This window comes from Salinibacter pepae (assembly GCF_947077775.1).
In the GTDB taxonomy this organism is placed as follows: Bacteria; Bacteroidota; Rhodothermia; order Rhodothermales; family Salinibacteraceae; genus Salinibacter; species Salinibacter pepae.
Genome location: NZ_CAMTTE010000001.1, coordinates 118,514 through 134,896, shown reverse-complemented (window position 1 = coordinate 134,896; position 16,383 = coordinate 118,514). Strand labels below are relative to the sequence as shown.

The following is a 16,383-nucleotide window of genomic DNA, read 5'->3' as shown; positions in this document are numbered from 1 at the left end:
AACAGGCCTCGATAACAGCCACCTCTGACGAATGTCTAATCTCATCCAGACGTCGACCGACGGCCCCGTTCGGACCCTCCGACTCAACCGGCCCGACAAGCGCAACGCTTTAAACGCCGACCTCGTGACGGCCCTGAAGAGGGCCCTCGATGCCGCAGAGGACGACGACTCTCTTCGCACCGTTGTGCTCACAGGCACCGGCTCGGCCTTTTCGGCCGGGGCGGACCTATCCTCGCTCCGGGCCATGCGCGAGGCGGGGCCGACGGAGAACCAGACGGACTCTCGCCACCTGGCGGAGCTCTTCCGCCGGATTTACCAGTCTTCGATGCCCGTTATTGCAAAAGTAAACGGCCACGCAATTGGGGGCGGGTGCGGCCTCGCGTCCGTTTGTGACTTTGCGTACGTGTCGGGCGGCGCCAGGCTCGGGTTTACGGAGGTGCGCATCGGGTTCGTGCCCGCCATCGTCATGGTGTTTCTGCGGCGCAAACTGGGGGAGACGCAGACCCGAAACCTACTGCTTCGGGGGCGTCTGGTGGACGCATCCAAGGCCGCGGAGATGGGGCTCGTGACCCGCGTCGTCCCCGAAGGCGACCTTGACGAGGCGGTAGACGCCCTCGCCCACGAACTGGCGCGCGAGACAAGCGGCTCGGCGGTGGCGCTCACGAAGCAGATGCTGGCGCGGGTGCCGGGAATGGGGCTCGACGAGGCGCTCGACTACGCGGTGCAGATGAACGCCTTTGCTCGGGGCACGGAGGATTGTCAGGCGGGCATCGACGCCTTCCTCAACGACGAGGATCCGCCCTGGAAGCAGGATGCCCGCGGATGAGGAACGGGCCACCGGCCAACAGGTACGTGTTCACCCAGCCTAAGAAGTATCTTGGGGCGGGCACACAGTTTTTTTAAGTGCCGAGGTACGAACTCTGGGAGGGAAGCATTACCTTCGGGCATGAGAAGGGGTCGACCCGTTGATCCGTGACTACTTTGCTTGACCACTACTTTCAGACTTATGGGTAAAAACGTTGCAGAGAAACTCATTGACAGCCATCTCGCCGATGGACGCTTCGAGGACGTAGAGGTGGGGAAGGAGATCGACCTCGAAATGGACCAGACCCTCACCCAGGACGCCACCGGTACGATGGTGATGCTGGAGTTTGAGGCGATGGGCATTCCCCGCGTCCAGACGGAACTTTCGGCGCAGTACGTTGACCACAACCTGATTCAGTCCGACTTCAAGAACCCGGACGACCATCTCTTTCTGCGCAGCGCCTGCAAGAAGTTTGGCGCGTGGTACAGCCGGCCGGGGAACGGCGTGAGCCACCCGGTGCATCAGGAGCGGTTCGGGGAGCCGGGCAAGACGCTGATTGGGTCCGACAGCCACTCGCCGGCTGCGGGCGCCATCGGCATGCTCGCTATCGGGGCCGGCGGCCTCGACGTCGCCATGGCGATGGCCGGCAAGCCGTATACGATTAACATGCCGGAGGTGTGGGGCGTGAAGCTCACCGGGGAGCTGCCCGATTGGGTGAGCGCGAAGGACGTCATCCTCACCATGCTGGAGCGCCACGACGTGGATGGGGGCGTGGGCCAGATCATTGAGTACTACGGCCCGGGCCTCGACAGCCTCAGCTGCATGGACCGCCACGTCATTGCCAACATGGGCACGGAGCTGGGCGCCACCAGCACCGTCTTCCCGAGCGACGACGAGGTGCGGGCGTTCCTCCGCCGTCAGGGCCGTGAAGAGGTCTTTGAGGAGATCAAAGCCGACGAGGACGCCGACTACGACGAGTACGAAGAGATCAACCTTTCGGAGCTGGAGCCGAAGATCGCGAAGCCCAGCAGCCCGGGCAACGTCGTGCCGGTGCGGGAGGTTGAGGGCCAGGAGATTTACCAGAGCTACGTCGGCTCCTCGGCCAATCCCGGCTTCCGCGACTTTGCCAGCGCCGCCGAGATTGTGGACGGCCGCCAGGTGCACGACCGCGTCTCGTTCGACGTGAACCCGACTTCGCGGCAGATCCTGGAGAACCTGATGAACTCGGGACACCTCCAGATGCTCACCCGCGCTGGCGCCCGCATTCACCAGGCCGGCTGCAACGGCTGCATCGGCATGGGCCAGGCGCCCGCCACCGGCCAGATTTCGGTGCGCACGGTGCCGCGCAACTTCCCGGGCCGTTCCGGCACGAAGGAAGACGCGGTGTACCTCGTGAGCCCCGAGACGGCCGCCGCCTCGGCACTGACCGGCGAGATCACCGACCCGCGCGACTTGGCGGACCTCTACGACATGGAGTACCCGAACGCGGAGACGCCGGATCAGATCAGCGTCAACACCGACCAGCTCGTGGAGCCGCTCAGCGCAGAGGAGGCGAAAGGCGTCGACCTCGAGAAGGGCCCGAACGTCGTCTCGCTGCCTGAGTTTGAGCCGCTCCAGAATTCGTTCGATCTGCCGGTCCTCCTGAAGGTGGGCGACGACATTTCCACCGACGAGATTATGCCGGCCGGCTCGCGCATTCTGCCCTACCGCTCCAACATCCCGAAGATCTCGGAGTTTGTCTTCGAGCAGGTCGACGAGAGCTTCTTCGACCGCGCCATGGAGCATCAGGACAACGGCTTCGCCGTCGTCGGCGGCACGAACTACGGACAGGGATCGAGCCGGGAGCACGCCGCCATCGCGCCGCGGTGGCTCGGCACCCGCGTCAAGATCGCCAAGAGCTACGCCCGGATTCACCGGCAAAACCTGGCGAACTTCGGCATCCTTCCGCTCCTGTTCAAGGACGACGAGTCCTACGATAGCATCGACCAGGGCGACACCCTGCAGTTCCGCAACCTGCGCGATCAGGTGCAGTCCGGAACGGACGTGGAGCTCACGAACGCAGACAAGGACGAGACCTACGTGGTGGAGCACGACCTGTCTGACCGAGAGCTCAAGATGGTGCTCGAGGGCAGCCAGATTAGCGTGGTGAAGAAAGAGTTTGCCGGCGTGGAAGCGTAACGTCGTTTTGGCTTAGTCGTGAGACGGACGGGGGAGCCCGCAGTGGCTTCCCCGTTCCGTGTTTGGGGGGCTCCGATCGCGCACTCTAACCTGACGGGCTTTTTGATTTTGAATGGGTGACGAGCATCCACCGGACCTGCCCCGCCCGTTTTACGACGACTGGTCCCGGCGCCGCCGCCCTGCGGCACAGGCGCTATGGCACTGGCACTCGGCCCTCAAGCGCCCGGTGGTGCCGAAGGGCGAAGACGTGAAGGCGTATTTCGATGAGGAGCGGGCACGGGCCGAGTCAGGCCGACCGCTCCGCGGGATGCCCGAAGAGACTGCGTCTGCCGCCTACGCGGCGTGTGAGACCCACGACCTGACCCTGGATTGGCTCGGGACGCAGGTCGAAGCGGCACGGCTGTTTGTGGGAGAGACCCGCTTCGAAGATGCCGATCAGTTGGAGACCTTCGTTCGGCTCTGGGCCGTGCCCCACGCCCGTCTCCTCGCACACCTGGCGGGCCTGACCAATTCCGTGCAGATCGGCTGGGTCGACGAGCTGGCCCGCGGCTTCTTCCACCTGGCGCACCTCCTCCGGCTGCCTGCCGATCTGGCGCGGGGCCGTCTCTTCGTGCCGCTGGACGAGCTTCGCCAGTACGAGGTCTCGGCGGAGCAGCTCCGAACGGGCCCGGCCACGGAAGGGGCCCGCCGCCTGCTCTGGAAGCAGAGCGTTCGGGCACGCGATGCCCTGCAGCGCGGCCGATCGCTGGCCGACGACCTTGGACTCCGAAAGCGCTACGCCCTGCTTCGGTACTGGCACGGGGCCCTCGCCTTGCTTAACGAACTCGATCGGCGCGACTACGACCTCTGGGCGGCCCCCATCGAGCTGTCGCGACTCCGCCGGCTGGAGGTGTACTTGCTCATGCTCTTCGGCCGCCGGTAGGCCCCGATCACCCGCGATTCTTTTCAATTGCAGTGCGTACGATTATGACAACCTACAAGGAAGCCGGCGTTGACGTTGAAGCCGGCGAAGAAACGGTCGACCGCATCCGGTCGAGCGTGCAGGACACCTTTACGCCCGGCGTACTCGCCGACATCGGGGCCTTCGGGTCGTTCTTCGAACCGGATCTGGAGGGCATGGACGAGCCGGTGCTCGTGTCGTCCATCGATGGGGTGGGTACCAAGTTGAAGGTGGCGTCCCGCGCCGAGCGCTACGACACGGTGGGGCAGGACCTGGTGAACCACTGCGTAACCGATGTGGCCGTGTGTGGCGCGCGGCCCCTGTACTTCCTCGACTACTACGGGGTGGGCACCCTTGAGCCCGACACGGCGGAGGCCGTCGTAGAGGGCTTCGCGACCGCCTGCGACGACAACGACTGTGCGCTGGTTGGGGGAGAGATTGCGGAAATGCCGGACGTGTACGGGGAGGGCGATTTCGACCTGGTGGGCACGGTCGTCGGGCTTGTGGACAAGGGCGAGATCGTGACGGGGGACGAGGTCCGTCCCGGGGACGTGCTCCTCGGGCTGCCCTCGACGGGCATCCACACCAACGGCTACACCCTTGCCCGGAGCGTCCTCTTCGACGCGTACACCGTGGAGGACTGCCCCTCTGAGCTGGGGGGCGCGTCGGTGGGGGAGGCGCTGCTTCGGGTCCACCGGTCGTACCTGCGCCCGATTCGAACGCTCGTGGAGGCCGACCTTGCCCGAGGGCTCGCCCACATCACCGGCGGGGGACTTCCGAACAACCTCGGCCGGGTGGTGCCGGAGGGGGGTACGGCGGCGGTCGATTACGACGCCTGGGATCGTCCGCCGATCTTCTCGTTGATCCAAAAGCACGGGAACGTGCCGGAGGAGGACATGCGACAGACCTTTAACCTCGGCATCGGGATGGTGGCCGTGGTGCGGGCGGAGGAGGCCTCCCGGGCGGTCGACCAGCTGGAGGCCGCTGGCGAATCCCCGATCCGGATGGGGCGGATCGAGACTGCAGGGGCGTCCCACTAGGCTGCGTCTGATAATTATCGCTTCAGGTATTCCTCGACGAACGCCCAGAGCACCATGGCTTTGTAGTGGCTTGCTTTCTTCTCATATCGGACGACGAGGCGCCGCCGCTCCTTCAGGTGACCAACGCAGCGCTCAACCGTATTTCGGTCGCGGTACCTCTGGTCATCGCAGGTTGGTGGGCGCCCAGGGCCTTCTCGAACACCCTTGCGAGCCGGGATGGCCGACTCGATGCCTCGTTCGGCGAGCCAGCGGCGGATCCAGGCAGCGTCGTAGCCACGGTCTCCAGCGACTGCCTCGGGGCGTTTGCGGGGCCGTCCTCTTTGGCGGGGGACCGATACTTCGTTCATTAGGTCGGTGAAGAAGGCCGACTCGTGGCGCTGCCCGGCCGACAGGACGGCTCCCAGAGGGAGGCCTCGTCGGTCTGTAAGCAAGTGTATCTTTGTAGAGAACCCACCTCGGCTGTAGCCGAGCGCCGGGCCTACGCCTTCGTCCCGCCTGCTTCGGGCCCCTTTTTATCATCGTTTGGTCCGCCAGCGGCGGCTCGGGCGGCCTGTACGATGGTGCTATCCACATTGAACTGGCTCCAATCGATACGGCCCTCTGCGTCGAGTTCCCCTTGAAGATGCCGTACGATCGACTCAAGAGTACCATCTTCGGCCCAGCGTCGGAATCGGTCGTACACCGTTTTCCAGTTTCCATACCGCTTGGGCATATCCCGCCAAGGTGCTCCCGATCGGAGGATCCAGAAGATTCCGTTGATGACCTGCCGGTGATCGTTGTACGGACAACCACGTCCCTCAACTTCCGGCAGGAGGTGTTCGATGCGTTCATACTGCTCGTCAGTGAGTTCATAGCGGCGTCTCGGCATGACAGAAAGGCCCAACCAGTCTAATAGACAGTGCGGGCCGTTCATACAGCCTTTTTATCAGACAGTGCCTAGTCCGTTTCGAAGGCGTGAACGGCGGGGGCTGCACCGGGCTCCCCGGAACATTTGACGTCAAAGAAGAGGTACGATAGGCACTAAATTCTGAAGGCGCGTTCACGTGTCCTCGTCTGCCGTCGCGCCGTGCTCTCAATTCACTCACCGCTGCTGGGGTGTCGACATGTGGTCGCTGACCGTCATACTGCTCATCAGCTATTTCCTCGGGTCCATTCCCGGCGCGCTGTGGTCGAGCAAGGCCCTGCATGGGGTCGACATCCGCAATCACGGAAGTCACAACTGTGGGGCCACCAATGCCTTTCGGGTCGTGGGCTGGCAGGCGGGCGCGCTGGCGACGGTCGTGGATTTTGGGAAGGGCTTTCTCGCGGCGGGCGTCGTGGCGTCGGTGATTCGCATCGATCCCATTCCGTCCGGCCTCTCACTCTTTGGGGGGGACCCGTTCGTGGTCCTGGGGCTCCTCGCTGGAGTGGGGGCGGTGATCGGTCACATGTACCCGATCTTCGCGCGGTTTGAGGGAGGGAAGGGCGTAAACACCGCCGCTGGGATGCTCTTTGCGCTCACGCCCCTCACCATGGCGATCACGCTCGCGGTTTTCGTGGCGGTGTTGCTGTCCTCGCGGTACGTGTCCCTGTCTTCCATCACCGCCGCCGTGGCGTTCCCCACCATCGTGGCCCTGCGCCGCTTCGGCTTCGGGGCCGATCTTGACCCGAGCCTGCTCGTCTTTGGGGGGCTTCTCGCGCTGTCTATCGTGGTGGCGCACCGGTCTAACATTCAGCGCCTCCTAAACGGCACCGAAAGCCAGATTAGCTCCTTTGAGCCGGCCCAGGGCATGCTGGGCCGTGGAGAACTCTGACGGAGATGCTGGGGCCGCCCTGGCGAACAATCTGCCGCAAGCGTGGGGGCCCTGCCTGGGGGAGGCCCCCGGCGGCTGAGGGCCGTCGGCCCCGCGCCCGATTCTTTGCATCCAGACGATTTCTCATGTCGACATCGATTACGCTCTTCGGAGCCGGAAGCTGGGGAACGGCCCTGGCCGTCCACCTGGCCGCCGCGGGGCGCGACGTGACCCTCTGGGCCCGCCGCGACGAGGCGGTCGAGCGGATGCGGACAACGCACCGCAACCCCACGTACCTCTCGGACATCGAGATCCCGCCCTCTGTGCACGTGACGTCGGACCTTGAGGCCGCCGCGGGGGCCTCGTCCCTCTGGGCCGTGGCGGTGCCCTCGCAGAACCTGCGTAGCGTGGCGACCCGCATCGCGCCGCTCACCCGCCCGGGGACGACCGTGGTATCGCTGGCGAAAGGAATCGAGAACGAGACCCTGCAGACGATGTCGCAGGTGCTGGCCGATGAGCTGGGGGGGATGGAGACACAACAGATCGGGGTGCTCTACGGGCCCAGTCACGCGGAGGAGGTCGCCGAAAATCAGCCGACCACACTGGTCGCGGCCGCCCCCACTGAGCCGCGGGCCGAGTGGGTCCAGGACGCCTTCATGACCGAGCGGCTCCGCGTCTACGTAAACACCGATGTGGTCGGCGTGGAGATTGGGGGCTCCGCGAAGAATGTCCTCGCGATTGCGGCGGGGATTGGGGACGGAGTGGGGTACGGAGACAATGCCAAGGCGGCCCTCGTTACCCGTGGCCTCGCCGAGATTCGGCGCCTCGGGGTCGCGATGGGCGCCAAGCCCCGAACGTTCGCCGGCCTCGCAGGCATCGGCGACCTGCTCGTGACCTGCATGAGTCCGCACAGCCGCAACCGACACCTGGGGGAGCAGATTGGGAACGGCATGACGCTCGAAGAGATCGAGTCGGAAATGGACATGGTTGCGGAGGGCGTTCGGACGACCCAGTCGGTGCAAGACCTCGCGCGCCACCATGAGATCGAGATGCCCGTTACGGAGGCGGTGCACCGTGTTCTGTTCGAGAACCGGCGCCCCGAAGACATGGTTGACGAGCTTATGACGCGCTCGGCCAAGCGGGAGCACTGGTTGCCACAGGGCCTCCGGAACGTTTCCTGAGGCCCGGGCGCGTGTTCGGTTGCCGCACCCCATTCGCCCCGTTGCCGAGGGCCGCTGTTTGGTTTCGTCTCCCCGGCCCGGCTGTACCTACTCATTGCTCGCCTGCACGACCGGTATGACGCGTCGAGAACTAGAACAGCTCGTCGACCTGGGGGAGGGCATCAGTGTGGAGTTCAAGCGCCGGGCGCCCCGGCCCGTGCGCATCGCTAAAGAGGCGGTTGCGCTGGCAAACACCAACGGCGGGCGCATCGTGCTCGGCGTCAACGACGACGGAACCATCATGGGGGTGGAGCACACCTCCGAGCAAGAGTTTCTGCTCCGTCAGGCCGTGAACGCCCACTCCCGGCCCGTTGTGGAGTACCAGACGGAGCGCATTGTGGTGGAGCCCCGCTGCGACGTGCTCGTGGTGACGATCCCCGAAAGCAGCACCAAGCCCCACGTCGTCGTGCCCGACGAGGAGGCCCGCGACGACGAGGGCCAGACGTACGTTCGGGTGGAGGCCAGTAGCGTTGAGGCCAGCCCCGAGACCATCCAGGAGCTGCGCAACCAGGAGGACCATGCAGGCGTGACTTTCGAATTTGGGGAGACGGAGTCGTTGCTCATGCGCTACCTGGACGACTACGGTCGCATCTCCGTCTCACAGCTGGCTCAGCTGGCCGACATTCCGCCGGAGCGGGCGTCCCAGACGCTGTTGCGTCTTACGGAGGCCGACCTGCTGCACCTCCATCCCGATGAGGACGGCGATTACTTTACGCTGAACTACTGATCGGGACGGCAACCGACCCTGCGCCACCGCACAGGAAGGCCCGCCAATCCCACATGTAAGTTTCTGTTATTGCAAGATAAAATAGCAATTTTAAACGCGCCCAGAAGGACCTCCTGATTCGGCTCGGCACGTGCCGGTTGAAAAGGCGGTCGGGGGAAGTGAAGGCCCGCCCAGGTACTGATCGCCCGCGCCGTGATGGGCGTGAGCCGCGGCGGCCCAATGGAGAACGGTCAAATCTTCCGAAACGCCAGTCAGTGACAGTTGTAACTCCGAAAACGTGTGAGTAAACTATGTGTGCGCCGTCAACATCCGTTATTGAACGCCGCTGATGCCTGTTACCGAAACGATCCCGCTTCACGAGACCGCCCGCGAACGGTACCTGAACTACGCCCTGTCCGTCATCACCAGCCGGGCCCTTCCGGACATTCGCGACGGCCTGAAGCCGGTGCAGCGTCGCATCCTCTTTGCGATGTTTGACAGCCTGAACCTCTACCCGTCCAAGCGGCACCGCAAGAGCGCGACGGTCGTGGGGGAGACGATGGGAAAGTACCACCCCCACGGCGACAAGGCCATCTACGACGCCATGGTGCGCATGGCACAGTCGTTTTCGCTGCGGGCGCCGCTGGTCGACGGACACGGCAACTTCGGGTCGCTCGACGGTGACAGCGCGGCGGCGATGCGCTACACGGAGGCCAAGCTGCAGCCCCTGGCCATGGAGATGTTGGAGGGACTCCGCGACGAGACGGTCGACTACCGCGACAACTTTGACGGCTCGCTGGAAGAGCCGGTCGTGCTCCCTGCCCGCGTCCCCAACCTCCTGGTGAACGGGGCGAGCGGCATCGCGGTCGGGATGGCGACGAACATTCCGCCGCACAATCTCGGCGAGGTGGTCAACGCGGCCCTCCGCATGATTGAAGAGCCTGAGGTGTCCACCGCGCCCCTCGTCCGCGAGCACATTCAGGGCCCGGACTTTCCGACCGGGGGGCGCATCCTAAACACCCAGGACGAACTTGTGGAGATCTACGAGACGGGCTCCGGGACGATCGAGATGCGCGGGGCGTACCGGACGAAGGGGAAGACCCGTGCCATCATCGAGTCGGTGCCCTACGGCGTGGACAAGAGCAAAATCGTCGAGGAGATTGCCGACCACATTGCGGAGGAAAACGTCCCGCAGCTGTCGAACGTGCGCGACGAGTCAACCGACGAGGTGCGCATCGTGCTGGAGCTGAAGCGGGGCTCCGACACGGAGGCGGCGATGGCCTACCTGTTCAAGCACACGAAGCTCCAGAAACGATTCCACGTCAACCTCACCTGCCTCGTGCCGACCGAGAGCACGGACGTGAAGGCCCCGAAGCAGGTGGACCTCCGTACCATTCTCCGGTACTTCCTCGACTTCCGGCTGGACGTCGTGACCCGGCGTCTGCAGAACGAACTGGCGGAGCTGGAGGCACGGATTCACATCCTTGAGGGGTTTGAGACGATTTTCGACGCCCTCGACGAGGCCATCGAGATCATCCGGACCTCGAAGAACAAAGCCGACGCCGCCCAGCGGCTCATGCACCGCTTCCAGCTCGACGAAGAGCAGACCGACGCGATTCTGGAGACGCAGCTGTACAAGCTCTCGCAGATGGAGATTGAAGCGATCCGGGACGAACTTGGGGAGAAACGGGCCCGGGCGGAAGAAATCCGTCGCCTGCTCGACGACGAGGACGCGCGCTGGGGCATTGTGAAGGACGAGCTTCAGGACATCCGCGACGAATACACGGACGAGCGCCGCAGTACCCTCGTCGGGCCGGAGGCGGACATGGAATACACCGAAGAGGATTACATCGTCGACGAGGACGTCCACGTCATCGTCACGCGGGACGGTTGGGTGAAGCGGCAGGGGACGTATTCGGACCTCGACGCCATCCGGACGCGCGACGGAGATGAGGTGGGGTGGGCCCTGGCCGGGTCGACCCGCGCCACCGTCGGCTTTTTTACGAACTACGGCACCTGCTACACCACCCGCATCACGGAAATCCCCAGCACGACCGGGTACGGCGATCCGGTGCAAAAGCTGTTCTCGTTCGACGACGGGGAGCACGTGGTCGGGGTCGTCAGCTTCGACGACCGCGCCCTGCCGGCCCCCGTGCCGGCCGAACCGAGTGAGCAGGGCGAGCTCTTCGACCCGGACGATCCCGACGCGCCGGATGAGCCGTACATCGTCGCCATCAGTACGGGTGGGCAGGCCACCCGCTTCACCCTGGACGGCTACCTGGAGCCGTCGATCAGCACGGGCCGAAAGTACATGCGCCTGGAGGACGGGGACGAGGTGGCACGCGTCCATCTCGCCCGGGGCGACGAAAACATCTGCCTCGCCTCCCACGACGGACGCGCACTCGTTTTCCCGGTTCATCAGGTGTCGGTGTACAAGGGGCCGGCCAAAGGCGTGCGCGCCATCCGGCTTGAGGACAACGACCGCGTGCTCGACTTTACCCTTAGCACTCGGGCCCGCGACGGGCTCACGGTCGAGACGAACAACGGACGGGAAGAGATCGTGCGCACGACGAAGTTCGACGCGACGAACCGGGGGGCGAAGGGCACCCTCGTGATCAAGCGGGGCTACTTCGCGGAGGTCTTCCCGGAGCCTGTGGAAGTGGCCCTACACGAGGCCGCGTAGTCGGGGGACCTACGATCGCGAGACATCCACGTACGCAGAACGACGACTTCTGAAGTATGCCCACAACGTACACCGGCGAAGACATTGACGTCCTCGAAGGCCTCGAACCGGTCCGCAAGCGGCCGGGCATGTACATCGGGGGGACGGGGCGGCCCGGCCTGCACCACATCCTCTGGGAGGTGGTGGACAACGCCGTCGACGAGGCCACGAACGGGTATGCCTCGCGGATCGAGGTTGTCCTGCACGAGGACGGACAAAGCATCTCCGTGTCCGACAACGGCCGTGGCATCCCGGTGGATGATCACCCCGAAAAGGGCGTTCCGACGGTCCAGCTGATTCTTACGACCCTTCACTCCGGGGGCAAGTTCGACGGGAGCAACTACATCACGTCCGGCGGCCTGCACGGGGTGGGCGTGTCGGTCGTGAACGCCCTCTCGGAGGAGCTCGTGGCGACTGTCAAGCGCGATGGACAGGAGTACCAGCAGCGGTTCCGGCAGGGCACGCCGGTGACGGGCCTGGACACCACGAAGGAGAGTGCGCGTGGGACCGGGACGGAGATTTACTTTCGGCCCGACCCGGACATCTTCGAGTCCGTCGAGTTCGACCCGTCCTGGATCCGGGAGCACCTGGACGTGAAGACGTACCTGAACCGGGACCTAAAAATTATCTTCCGGGACGAGACGAGCGGCGAGCGGCACGAGCTGCACCACGAGGGGGGCATTCAGGAATACCTGGACTACCTGGTGGAGGACCTTCAGGTCAGCCCGATCCACGACGAGGTCTTCATGATGGAGGCCGACGACCTGGACGGGGACGGGCGATTGGAGATTGCCCTTCAGTGGACCGACGCGCCGAAGGAGCAGCTCCATACGTTCGTCAACGGCATTCCGACGGAGGACGGCGGGACCCACGAGCAGGGCCTCAAGAGCGGCATCCGGGCCGTGATCCGGTCGTTTATGGACACGCACGACCTGGTGCCCCACCGCCTGGAGATTAAGGGCGACGACACCCGAGAGGGCCTCGTGGGCATCGTGAACCTGTTTCACGTGGACCCCCAGTTTCAGGGGCAGACGAAGGACAAGCTCAACAACCCTTCGGTCCGGTCCCAGGTCTCGGGGGCGCTCCGCACCGAGCTGGAGCAGTACCTGAACGACCACTCGTCGACGGGGGAGGCCATCGCGTCTCGGGTCGTGCAGGCGGCGAAGGCCCGCCGGGCCCGCCGCTCCGCGTCCGGCGGAAGCAGTGGGCGTTCGGGCTCGAAGTCGCGCCTGCAACTGCCCGGCAAGCTGGCGGACTGCTCGTCGAGCACCCCGAGCGAGTGCGAGCTCTTCATCGTGGAGGGGGACTCGGCCGGCGGCTCGGCCAAGCAGGCCCGCGACCGGGAGACGCAGGCGGTTTTGCCCCTTCGCGGGAAGGTGCTGAATGCCGAGCAGGCCACCCTCGATCGGGTCCAGAGCAACAAGGAGCTGTCGAACATTGTGCAGGCGCTGGGCTGTGGCATCGGCGATGCGCTTGACCTGTCCGACCTCCGCTACCGAAAGGTCATTCTCCTGATGGACGCGGACTCGGACGGCCACCACATCGCCACGCTCCTGCTCACGTTCTTCTACCGGTACATGCGGCCGCTCATCGAGGGCGGATTTGTGCACATTGCCCAGCCGCCGCTCTACCGCATCGAGGCGGGCAGGGAGACCCACTGGGCGCTCGACGAGCCCGACAAGGAGCAGATTCTGGACGAGATTCGGAGCGACGGGCGCAACCCGAACGTCGACATTCAACGGTTCAAGGGACTGGGGGAGATGATGCCCGATACGCTGAACGAAACGACCCTTTCGCCCGAGGGGCGTCGGCTGCTTGAAGTCAGCATCCCCGACACCGAGCGGATGGTGACGGAGCAGACGATCACTGAATTGATGGGGCGCGACAGCTCGGCCCGGTTCAAGTTCATCATGCAGCACGCCGCCGAGGCGGACGAGCTGGACGTGTAGCGGCCCCGAGGCCCGCCGTAGCGCGGGCGGATTGGTCGGCCCCTCCCGCCCGGACGGCGCGATGCTGTGAAGCGCAGTGGAAAGTTGGGTGTGGCGCCCCTGCACGGGTCGATCCGCCGAACTTTCCGCGCGGCACGAAGTATCTCCGAATCGGAAATTCCCGATAGGCTCGTAGCTCAACCTGGTAGAGCAACGGACTCTTAATCCGTGAGCTGGGGGTTCGAATCCCCCCGGGCCTACCACCCGCGCGAAGATCGAACCGGTCCCAGTATGGCATTGTCGCCGTCTCGGAAGGCCCCGAGGCGGCTTTCGTATTGACTACTGGCGGTGAAGACCTGCCGGAGGGCGTCGTCGCTCCATCGATGGCACCTCTGCAGGATAGGCCGACGCCAGAGAGCTCCGTGGTCCACGATGAAACGCCCCCGTTGGTAACGCCTGGGCCCCGACTCTGTCCATCAATGTTACGGGCCCACGAGACCAATTTCGTCTCGGGCCCGTGAGAGTAGGTAGAGTGTTCTTGTCACAACCCCTAAGCCACATGCGAAACAGGTCTGCGCGAGCGCACACCGACGAAAAATTCAGCAGCAGCAAGGACAAATCCCTGCGTGAATACGGAGGGTTCTACACCGGGATGGCGACTACCTTCGCCGGGGCGCTGGAAACCTCCCGCGACGCCATCGTCGAAGCCGTGGATGGCTCCGACCCCGTCGAGACGTTCATCTCGGTCAACGGCAACAGAGGGACCGATGCACCTGGGGGCAGCACGAACCGAATCAAGTCCGACGAGCACGACCTGACGGGCGTGGATCGGGTGTTCATCGCCGTTACCAAGGAGCAGTTCGAGGCCCTCGCGGAGCGGGTCGGGGCCGACGTGAACATCGAGTAGATGGGGCCTTCTAAGCCCCTACGTGCCGTCACCGCTGTGAGGGGCAGGCCCGTGTGTCCCCCTGCGCGATGTAGCGCACTGCAAGGGGACCCCTCGCGCGATGTGGAAATGGCGTTCACCGAGACAGGGACTTTGCGTGCGGCCCAGTCACTGCGCCCTACTCCTCACTCGCACCACGGCTTGGTTGCGGGGATGTCCGGGCCGTTTCCGCCACATCTTTCTGCGGCCCGTCTTGCCTGCTGCGGTTCCGAGTACCGGACGGGCCTGGGCAAGGGAGGGAGCGGATTGGCTGTTCAGGGCTTCGCGTAGACGCCCTCCTTCTGGTCCGTTGCCCCACTGCGCAGCCAAGAGCGGCTACACACGTCTTCCATTTTCCCCCCGACCTACAACACGTCGTCCAGTCAGAGAAGCCAGGCCGTGCCGGCTGCCTTGATGCATGCTCTGATCGCCTGATCGTCTCGGATCTCTCTCAGTATCCCGGGCTTGGGGAGAGCCGGGGGTTTTTGATTGTACGGGCGGAAATGCCGGAGTAGGTGGGGAGGTCAAAGACGTCGGACGACAAGTGCCAGACACAGGGAGGAGATTCGCCGGATCGAGCAATCGACGCGGGCGGAATGAGGGTTTCTCTCCGTCACGGTGTCTGTGCTGAACACCCCATGCAGAGTGCTGCCTGGTCTCAATCATCCCGCTCGGCCCGGTGGTAAAGCTTATTCAGCATCGTAGCCCATTGGTGAAGGCGATGAATCTGGCCCTGCTCCGCGCCCTGATCGAGCGCGCGCTGGATGCTCTCTTGAGCGGCTGATCGTGCGGATTGGGAGGACTCGATGGCGGAGCTCTTGTCGGTTGCTTCCATATCGGTGGTTCGTGTGCGCAGGAAGATAGTATGGGCGAATCGCAAGTGCCGTCTTTTCACGGACCCAACTAATTGGTGCATCCGGAGGCGAGTTGTGACCCTAGAGTCATGTAAACGCTTCCTGCGAGGGGATTTCACGTGAGGGTCCACCTCTCTGAGTGGCGGCACGACAGCCGGTGCCGGTTCGGGATGACGGGGAGCCGCCGGAAGAAATGTAGTTCGGGATCGGCTTTGTGTGGTCGTCATCGGAAATTGCCCGTTCGGTTGCCAAATCACCCCGTGCGTGAGTCGCCCGTCATTTTTTGTTATTGCAGGACAACCGTAAGTTTTGACGTAGGCTCCGCGTGCCATCGCCGCTGCCTAGGCGGGGGGAAAGGCCCCCCAGTACAGCTGAATGTCAGCCCTCTCCTCCTGCGCCACACGCTCTGCGCCACACACCGACCGCTCCGGTCCCGCCAATCACACGCGTTCAATTAGCTCTGATATCGACTCGACCACGTTGTTCGGACGGTAGGCGAAGTCCGAAATCTCTTCTCGCCGCGTCGAGCCGGACAGCACAAGATGAGTGGTCAGGCCGGCCTCCATGCCGGCCATGACGTCCGTATCCATGCGGTCGCCCGCCATGGCCGTGGTCGCCGAGTGCGCCTCGATTTGGTTCAACGCACTCCGGATCATGATCGGGTTGGGCTTGCCAACAAAGTACGGCTTCTGGCCGGTGGCCTCGCGGATGAGGGCCGCCACGGAGCCGGTGGCCGGGAGCGGCCCGTCCGGCGACGGGCCCGTGACATCCGGGTTCGTGGCGATGAAACGTGCCCCCTGCTCAATGAGCCGCACGGCCGCCGTGATGTGTTGGAACGAATACGTACGGGTCTCGCCCAGGACCACAAAATCGGGGTCGGCATCCGTGAGCGTGTAGCCTACCTCGTGAAGCGCCGTGGTAAGCCCAGCCTCCCCCACGGCGTACGCCGATGCCTCGGGGGCCTGGTTGGAGAGAAACTGCGCGGTGGCCACGGCCGAGGTCCAGATCTTCGCCTCCGGCACGTCCAGTCCGGCACGGGCGAGCCGGGCCGATAGGTCGCGCCGGGTATAGATGGAATTGTTGGTGAGCACGAGAAAGGGCAGCTCTTTTTCCCGAAGGCGCTCGATAAACTCCTGGGCCCCGGGGAGGACGACCTCCTCATGCACCAGTACGCCGTCCATGTCGAGAAGCCATGCGTGCGTTGTGTCCTGCTCGTCTGCCATGCTGTGAGAACCGTGAGGGGAGAAGTCGTGATGTCGCGCAGGGTGTACCGATTCACCTGCGCTGGGGGGC

12 protein-coding genes and 1 tRNA gene are annotated in these 16,383 nt (G+C 64.4%); 11 read left to right on the top strand and 2 right to left on the bottom strand.

Annotated elements, in window-relative coordinates; genetic code table 11:
• Window positions 1–31 precede the first annotated feature (31 nt).
• From OJA40_RS00585 to purM, 4 genes are all read left to right on the top strand, one after another.
• Entirely contained in the window at window positions 32–826 is a 795-nt protein-coding gene (locus tag OJA40_RS00585; RefSeq protein WP_208427052.1) for an enoyl-CoA hydratase/isomerase family protein, read from the top strand.
• A 180-nt stretch (window positions 827–1,006) separates the two neighbouring features.
• Complete coding sequence (locus OJA40_RS00580) at window positions 1,007–2,983, top strand: aconitate hydratase (protein ID WP_208427053.1); 1,977 nt, start codon at window positions 1,007–1,009, stop codon at window positions 2,981–2,983.
• Between the two features lie 112 nt (window positions 2,984–3,095).
• Window positions 3,096–3,905, top strand: a complete 810-nt coding sequence (locus OJA40_RS00575) for a phytoene/squalene synthase family protein (RefSeq protein ID WP_208427054.1) — start codon at window positions 3,096–3,098, stop codon at window positions 3,903–3,905.
• Between the two features lie 44 nt (window positions 3,906–3,949).
• Window positions 3,950–4,963 (top strand): phosphoribosylformylglycinamidine cyclo-ligase, encoded by a 1,014-nt coding sequence (gene purM / locus OJA40_RS00570; RefSeq protein ID WP_208427055.1) that lies wholly within the window; start codon window positions 3,950–3,952, stop codon window positions 4,961–4,963.
• Between the two features lie 14 nt (window positions 4,964–4,977).
• On the opposite strand, the gene OJA40_RS00565 is transcribed toward purM, so the two are convergent.
• Window positions 4,978–5,831 (bottom strand): IS5 family transposase gene (locus OJA40_RS00565; RefSeq protein WP_272506845.1). Its coding sequence is split into 2 segments (ribosomal slippage): window positions 4,978–5,454 and window positions 5,457–5,831, totalling 852 coding nucleotides; the frame shifts between segments, so codons are not numbered across the junction.
• 235 nt (window positions 5,832–6,066) lie between these two features.
• Between OJA40_RS00565 and plsY the strand changes: the two genes are divergently transcribed.
• The 7 genes from plsY (at window position 6,067) to OJA40_RS00530 (ending at window position 14,218) form a co-directional block, all read left to right on the top strand.
• A complete protein-coding gene (gene plsY / locus OJA40_RS00560) occupies window positions 6,067–6,756 on the top strand; it encodes a glycerol-3-phosphate 1-O-acyltransferase PlsY (RefSeq protein ID WP_011404230.1) in 690 nt (229 codons plus the stop codon).
• A gap of 125 nt (window positions 6,757–6,881) precedes the next feature.
• Complete coding sequence (locus tag OJA40_RS00555; protein WP_263789641.1) at window positions 6,882–7,916, top strand: NAD(P)H-dependent glycerol-3-phosphate dehydrogenase; 1,035 nt, start codon at window positions 6,882–6,884, stop codon at window positions 7,914–7,916.
• A 115-nt stretch (window positions 7,917–8,031) separates the two neighbouring features.
• Window positions 8,032–8,682 carry an AlbA family DNA-binding domain-containing protein gene (locus OJA40_RS00550; RefSeq protein ID WP_208425758.1) on the top strand — a complete coding sequence of 217 codons (651 nt, stop codon included), beginning with the start codon at window positions 8,032–8,034 and terminating at the stop codon, window positions 8,680–8,682.
• Between the two features lie 328 nt (window positions 8,683–9,010).
• Complete coding sequence (locus OJA40_RS00545) at window positions 9,011–11,344, top strand: DNA gyrase/topoisomerase IV subunit A (RefSeq protein ID WP_208425757.1); 2,334 nt, start codon at window positions 9,011–9,013, stop codon at window positions 11,342–11,344.
• Window positions 11,345–11,400: 56 nt separating this feature from the next.
• Window positions 11,401–13,332 carry a DNA gyrase/topoisomerase IV subunit B gene (locus OJA40_RS00540; RefSeq protein WP_208425756.1) on the top strand — a complete coding sequence of 644 codons (1,932 nt, stop codon included), beginning with the start codon at window positions 11,401–11,403 and terminating at the stop codon, window positions 13,330–13,332.
• 165 nt (window positions 13,333–13,497) lie between these two features.
• A tRNA-Lys gene (locus OJA40_RS00535) sits at window positions 13,498–13,574 on the top strand.
• A gap of 296 nt (window positions 13,575–13,870) precedes the next feature.
• Window positions 13,871–14,218, top strand: coding sequence for a hypothetical protein (locus tag OJA40_RS00530; RefSeq protein ID WP_013061975.1), 348 nt, complete (start codon window positions 13,871–13,873; stop codon window positions 14,216–14,218).
• A 1,312-nt stretch (window positions 14,219–15,530) separates the two neighbouring features.
• Here the strand turns inward: OJA40_RS00530 and OJA40_RS00525 are convergent.
• Window positions 15,531–16,313: an HAD-IIA family hydrolase gene (locus OJA40_RS00525; protein ID WP_208425754.1), complete on the bottom strand. Its 783-nt coding sequence runs from the start codon at window positions 16,311–16,313 to the stop codon at window positions 15,531–15,533.
• Window positions 16,314–16,383 lie beyond the last annotated feature (70 nt).

Bases quoted from the DNA above. Each gene is read 5' to 3' on its own strand.
- OJA40_RS00575 (WP_208427054.1), top strand. From the start codon at position 3,096: ATGGGTGACGAGCATCCACCGGACCTGCCCCGCCCGTTTTACGACGAC.
- OJA40_RS00555 (WP_263789641.1), top strand. From the start codon at position 6,882: ATGTCGACATCGATTACGCTCTTCGGAGCCGGAAGCTGGGGAACGGCC.
- OJA40_RS00545 (WP_208425757.1), top strand. From the start codon at position 9,011: ATGCCTGTTACCGAAACGATCCCGCTTCACGAGACCGCCCGCGAACGG.
- OJA40_RS00585 (WP_208427052.1), top strand. From the start codon at position 32: ATGTCTAATCTCATCCAGACGTCGACCGACGGCCCCGTTCGGACCCTC.
- OJA40_RS00530 (WP_013061975.1), top strand. From the start codon at position 13,871: ATGCGAAACAGGTCTGCGCGAGCGCACACCGACGAAAAATTCAGCAGC.
- OJA40_RS00580 (WP_208427053.1), top strand. From the start codon at position 1,007: ATGGGTAAAAACGTTGCAGAGAAACTCATTGACAGCCATCTCGCCGAT.
- purM (WP_208427055.1), top strand. From the start codon at position 3,950: ATGACAACCTACAAGGAAGCCGGCGTTGACGTTGAAGCCGGCGAAGAA.
- OJA40_RS00550 (WP_208425758.1), top strand. From the start codon at position 8,032: ATGACGCGTCGAGAACTAGAACAGCTCGTCGACCTGGGGGAGGGCATC.
- plsY (WP_011404230.1), top strand. From the start codon at position 6,067: ATGTGGTCGCTGACCGTCATACTGCTCATCAGCTATTTCCTCGGGTCC.
- OJA40_RS00525 (WP_208425754.1), bottom strand. From the start codon at position 16,313: ATGGCAGACGAGCAGGACACAACGCACGCATGGCTTCTCGACATGGAC.
- OJA40_RS00540 (WP_208425756.1), top strand. From the start codon at position 11,401: ATGCCCACAACGTACACCGGCGAAGACATTGACGTCCTCGAAGGCCTC.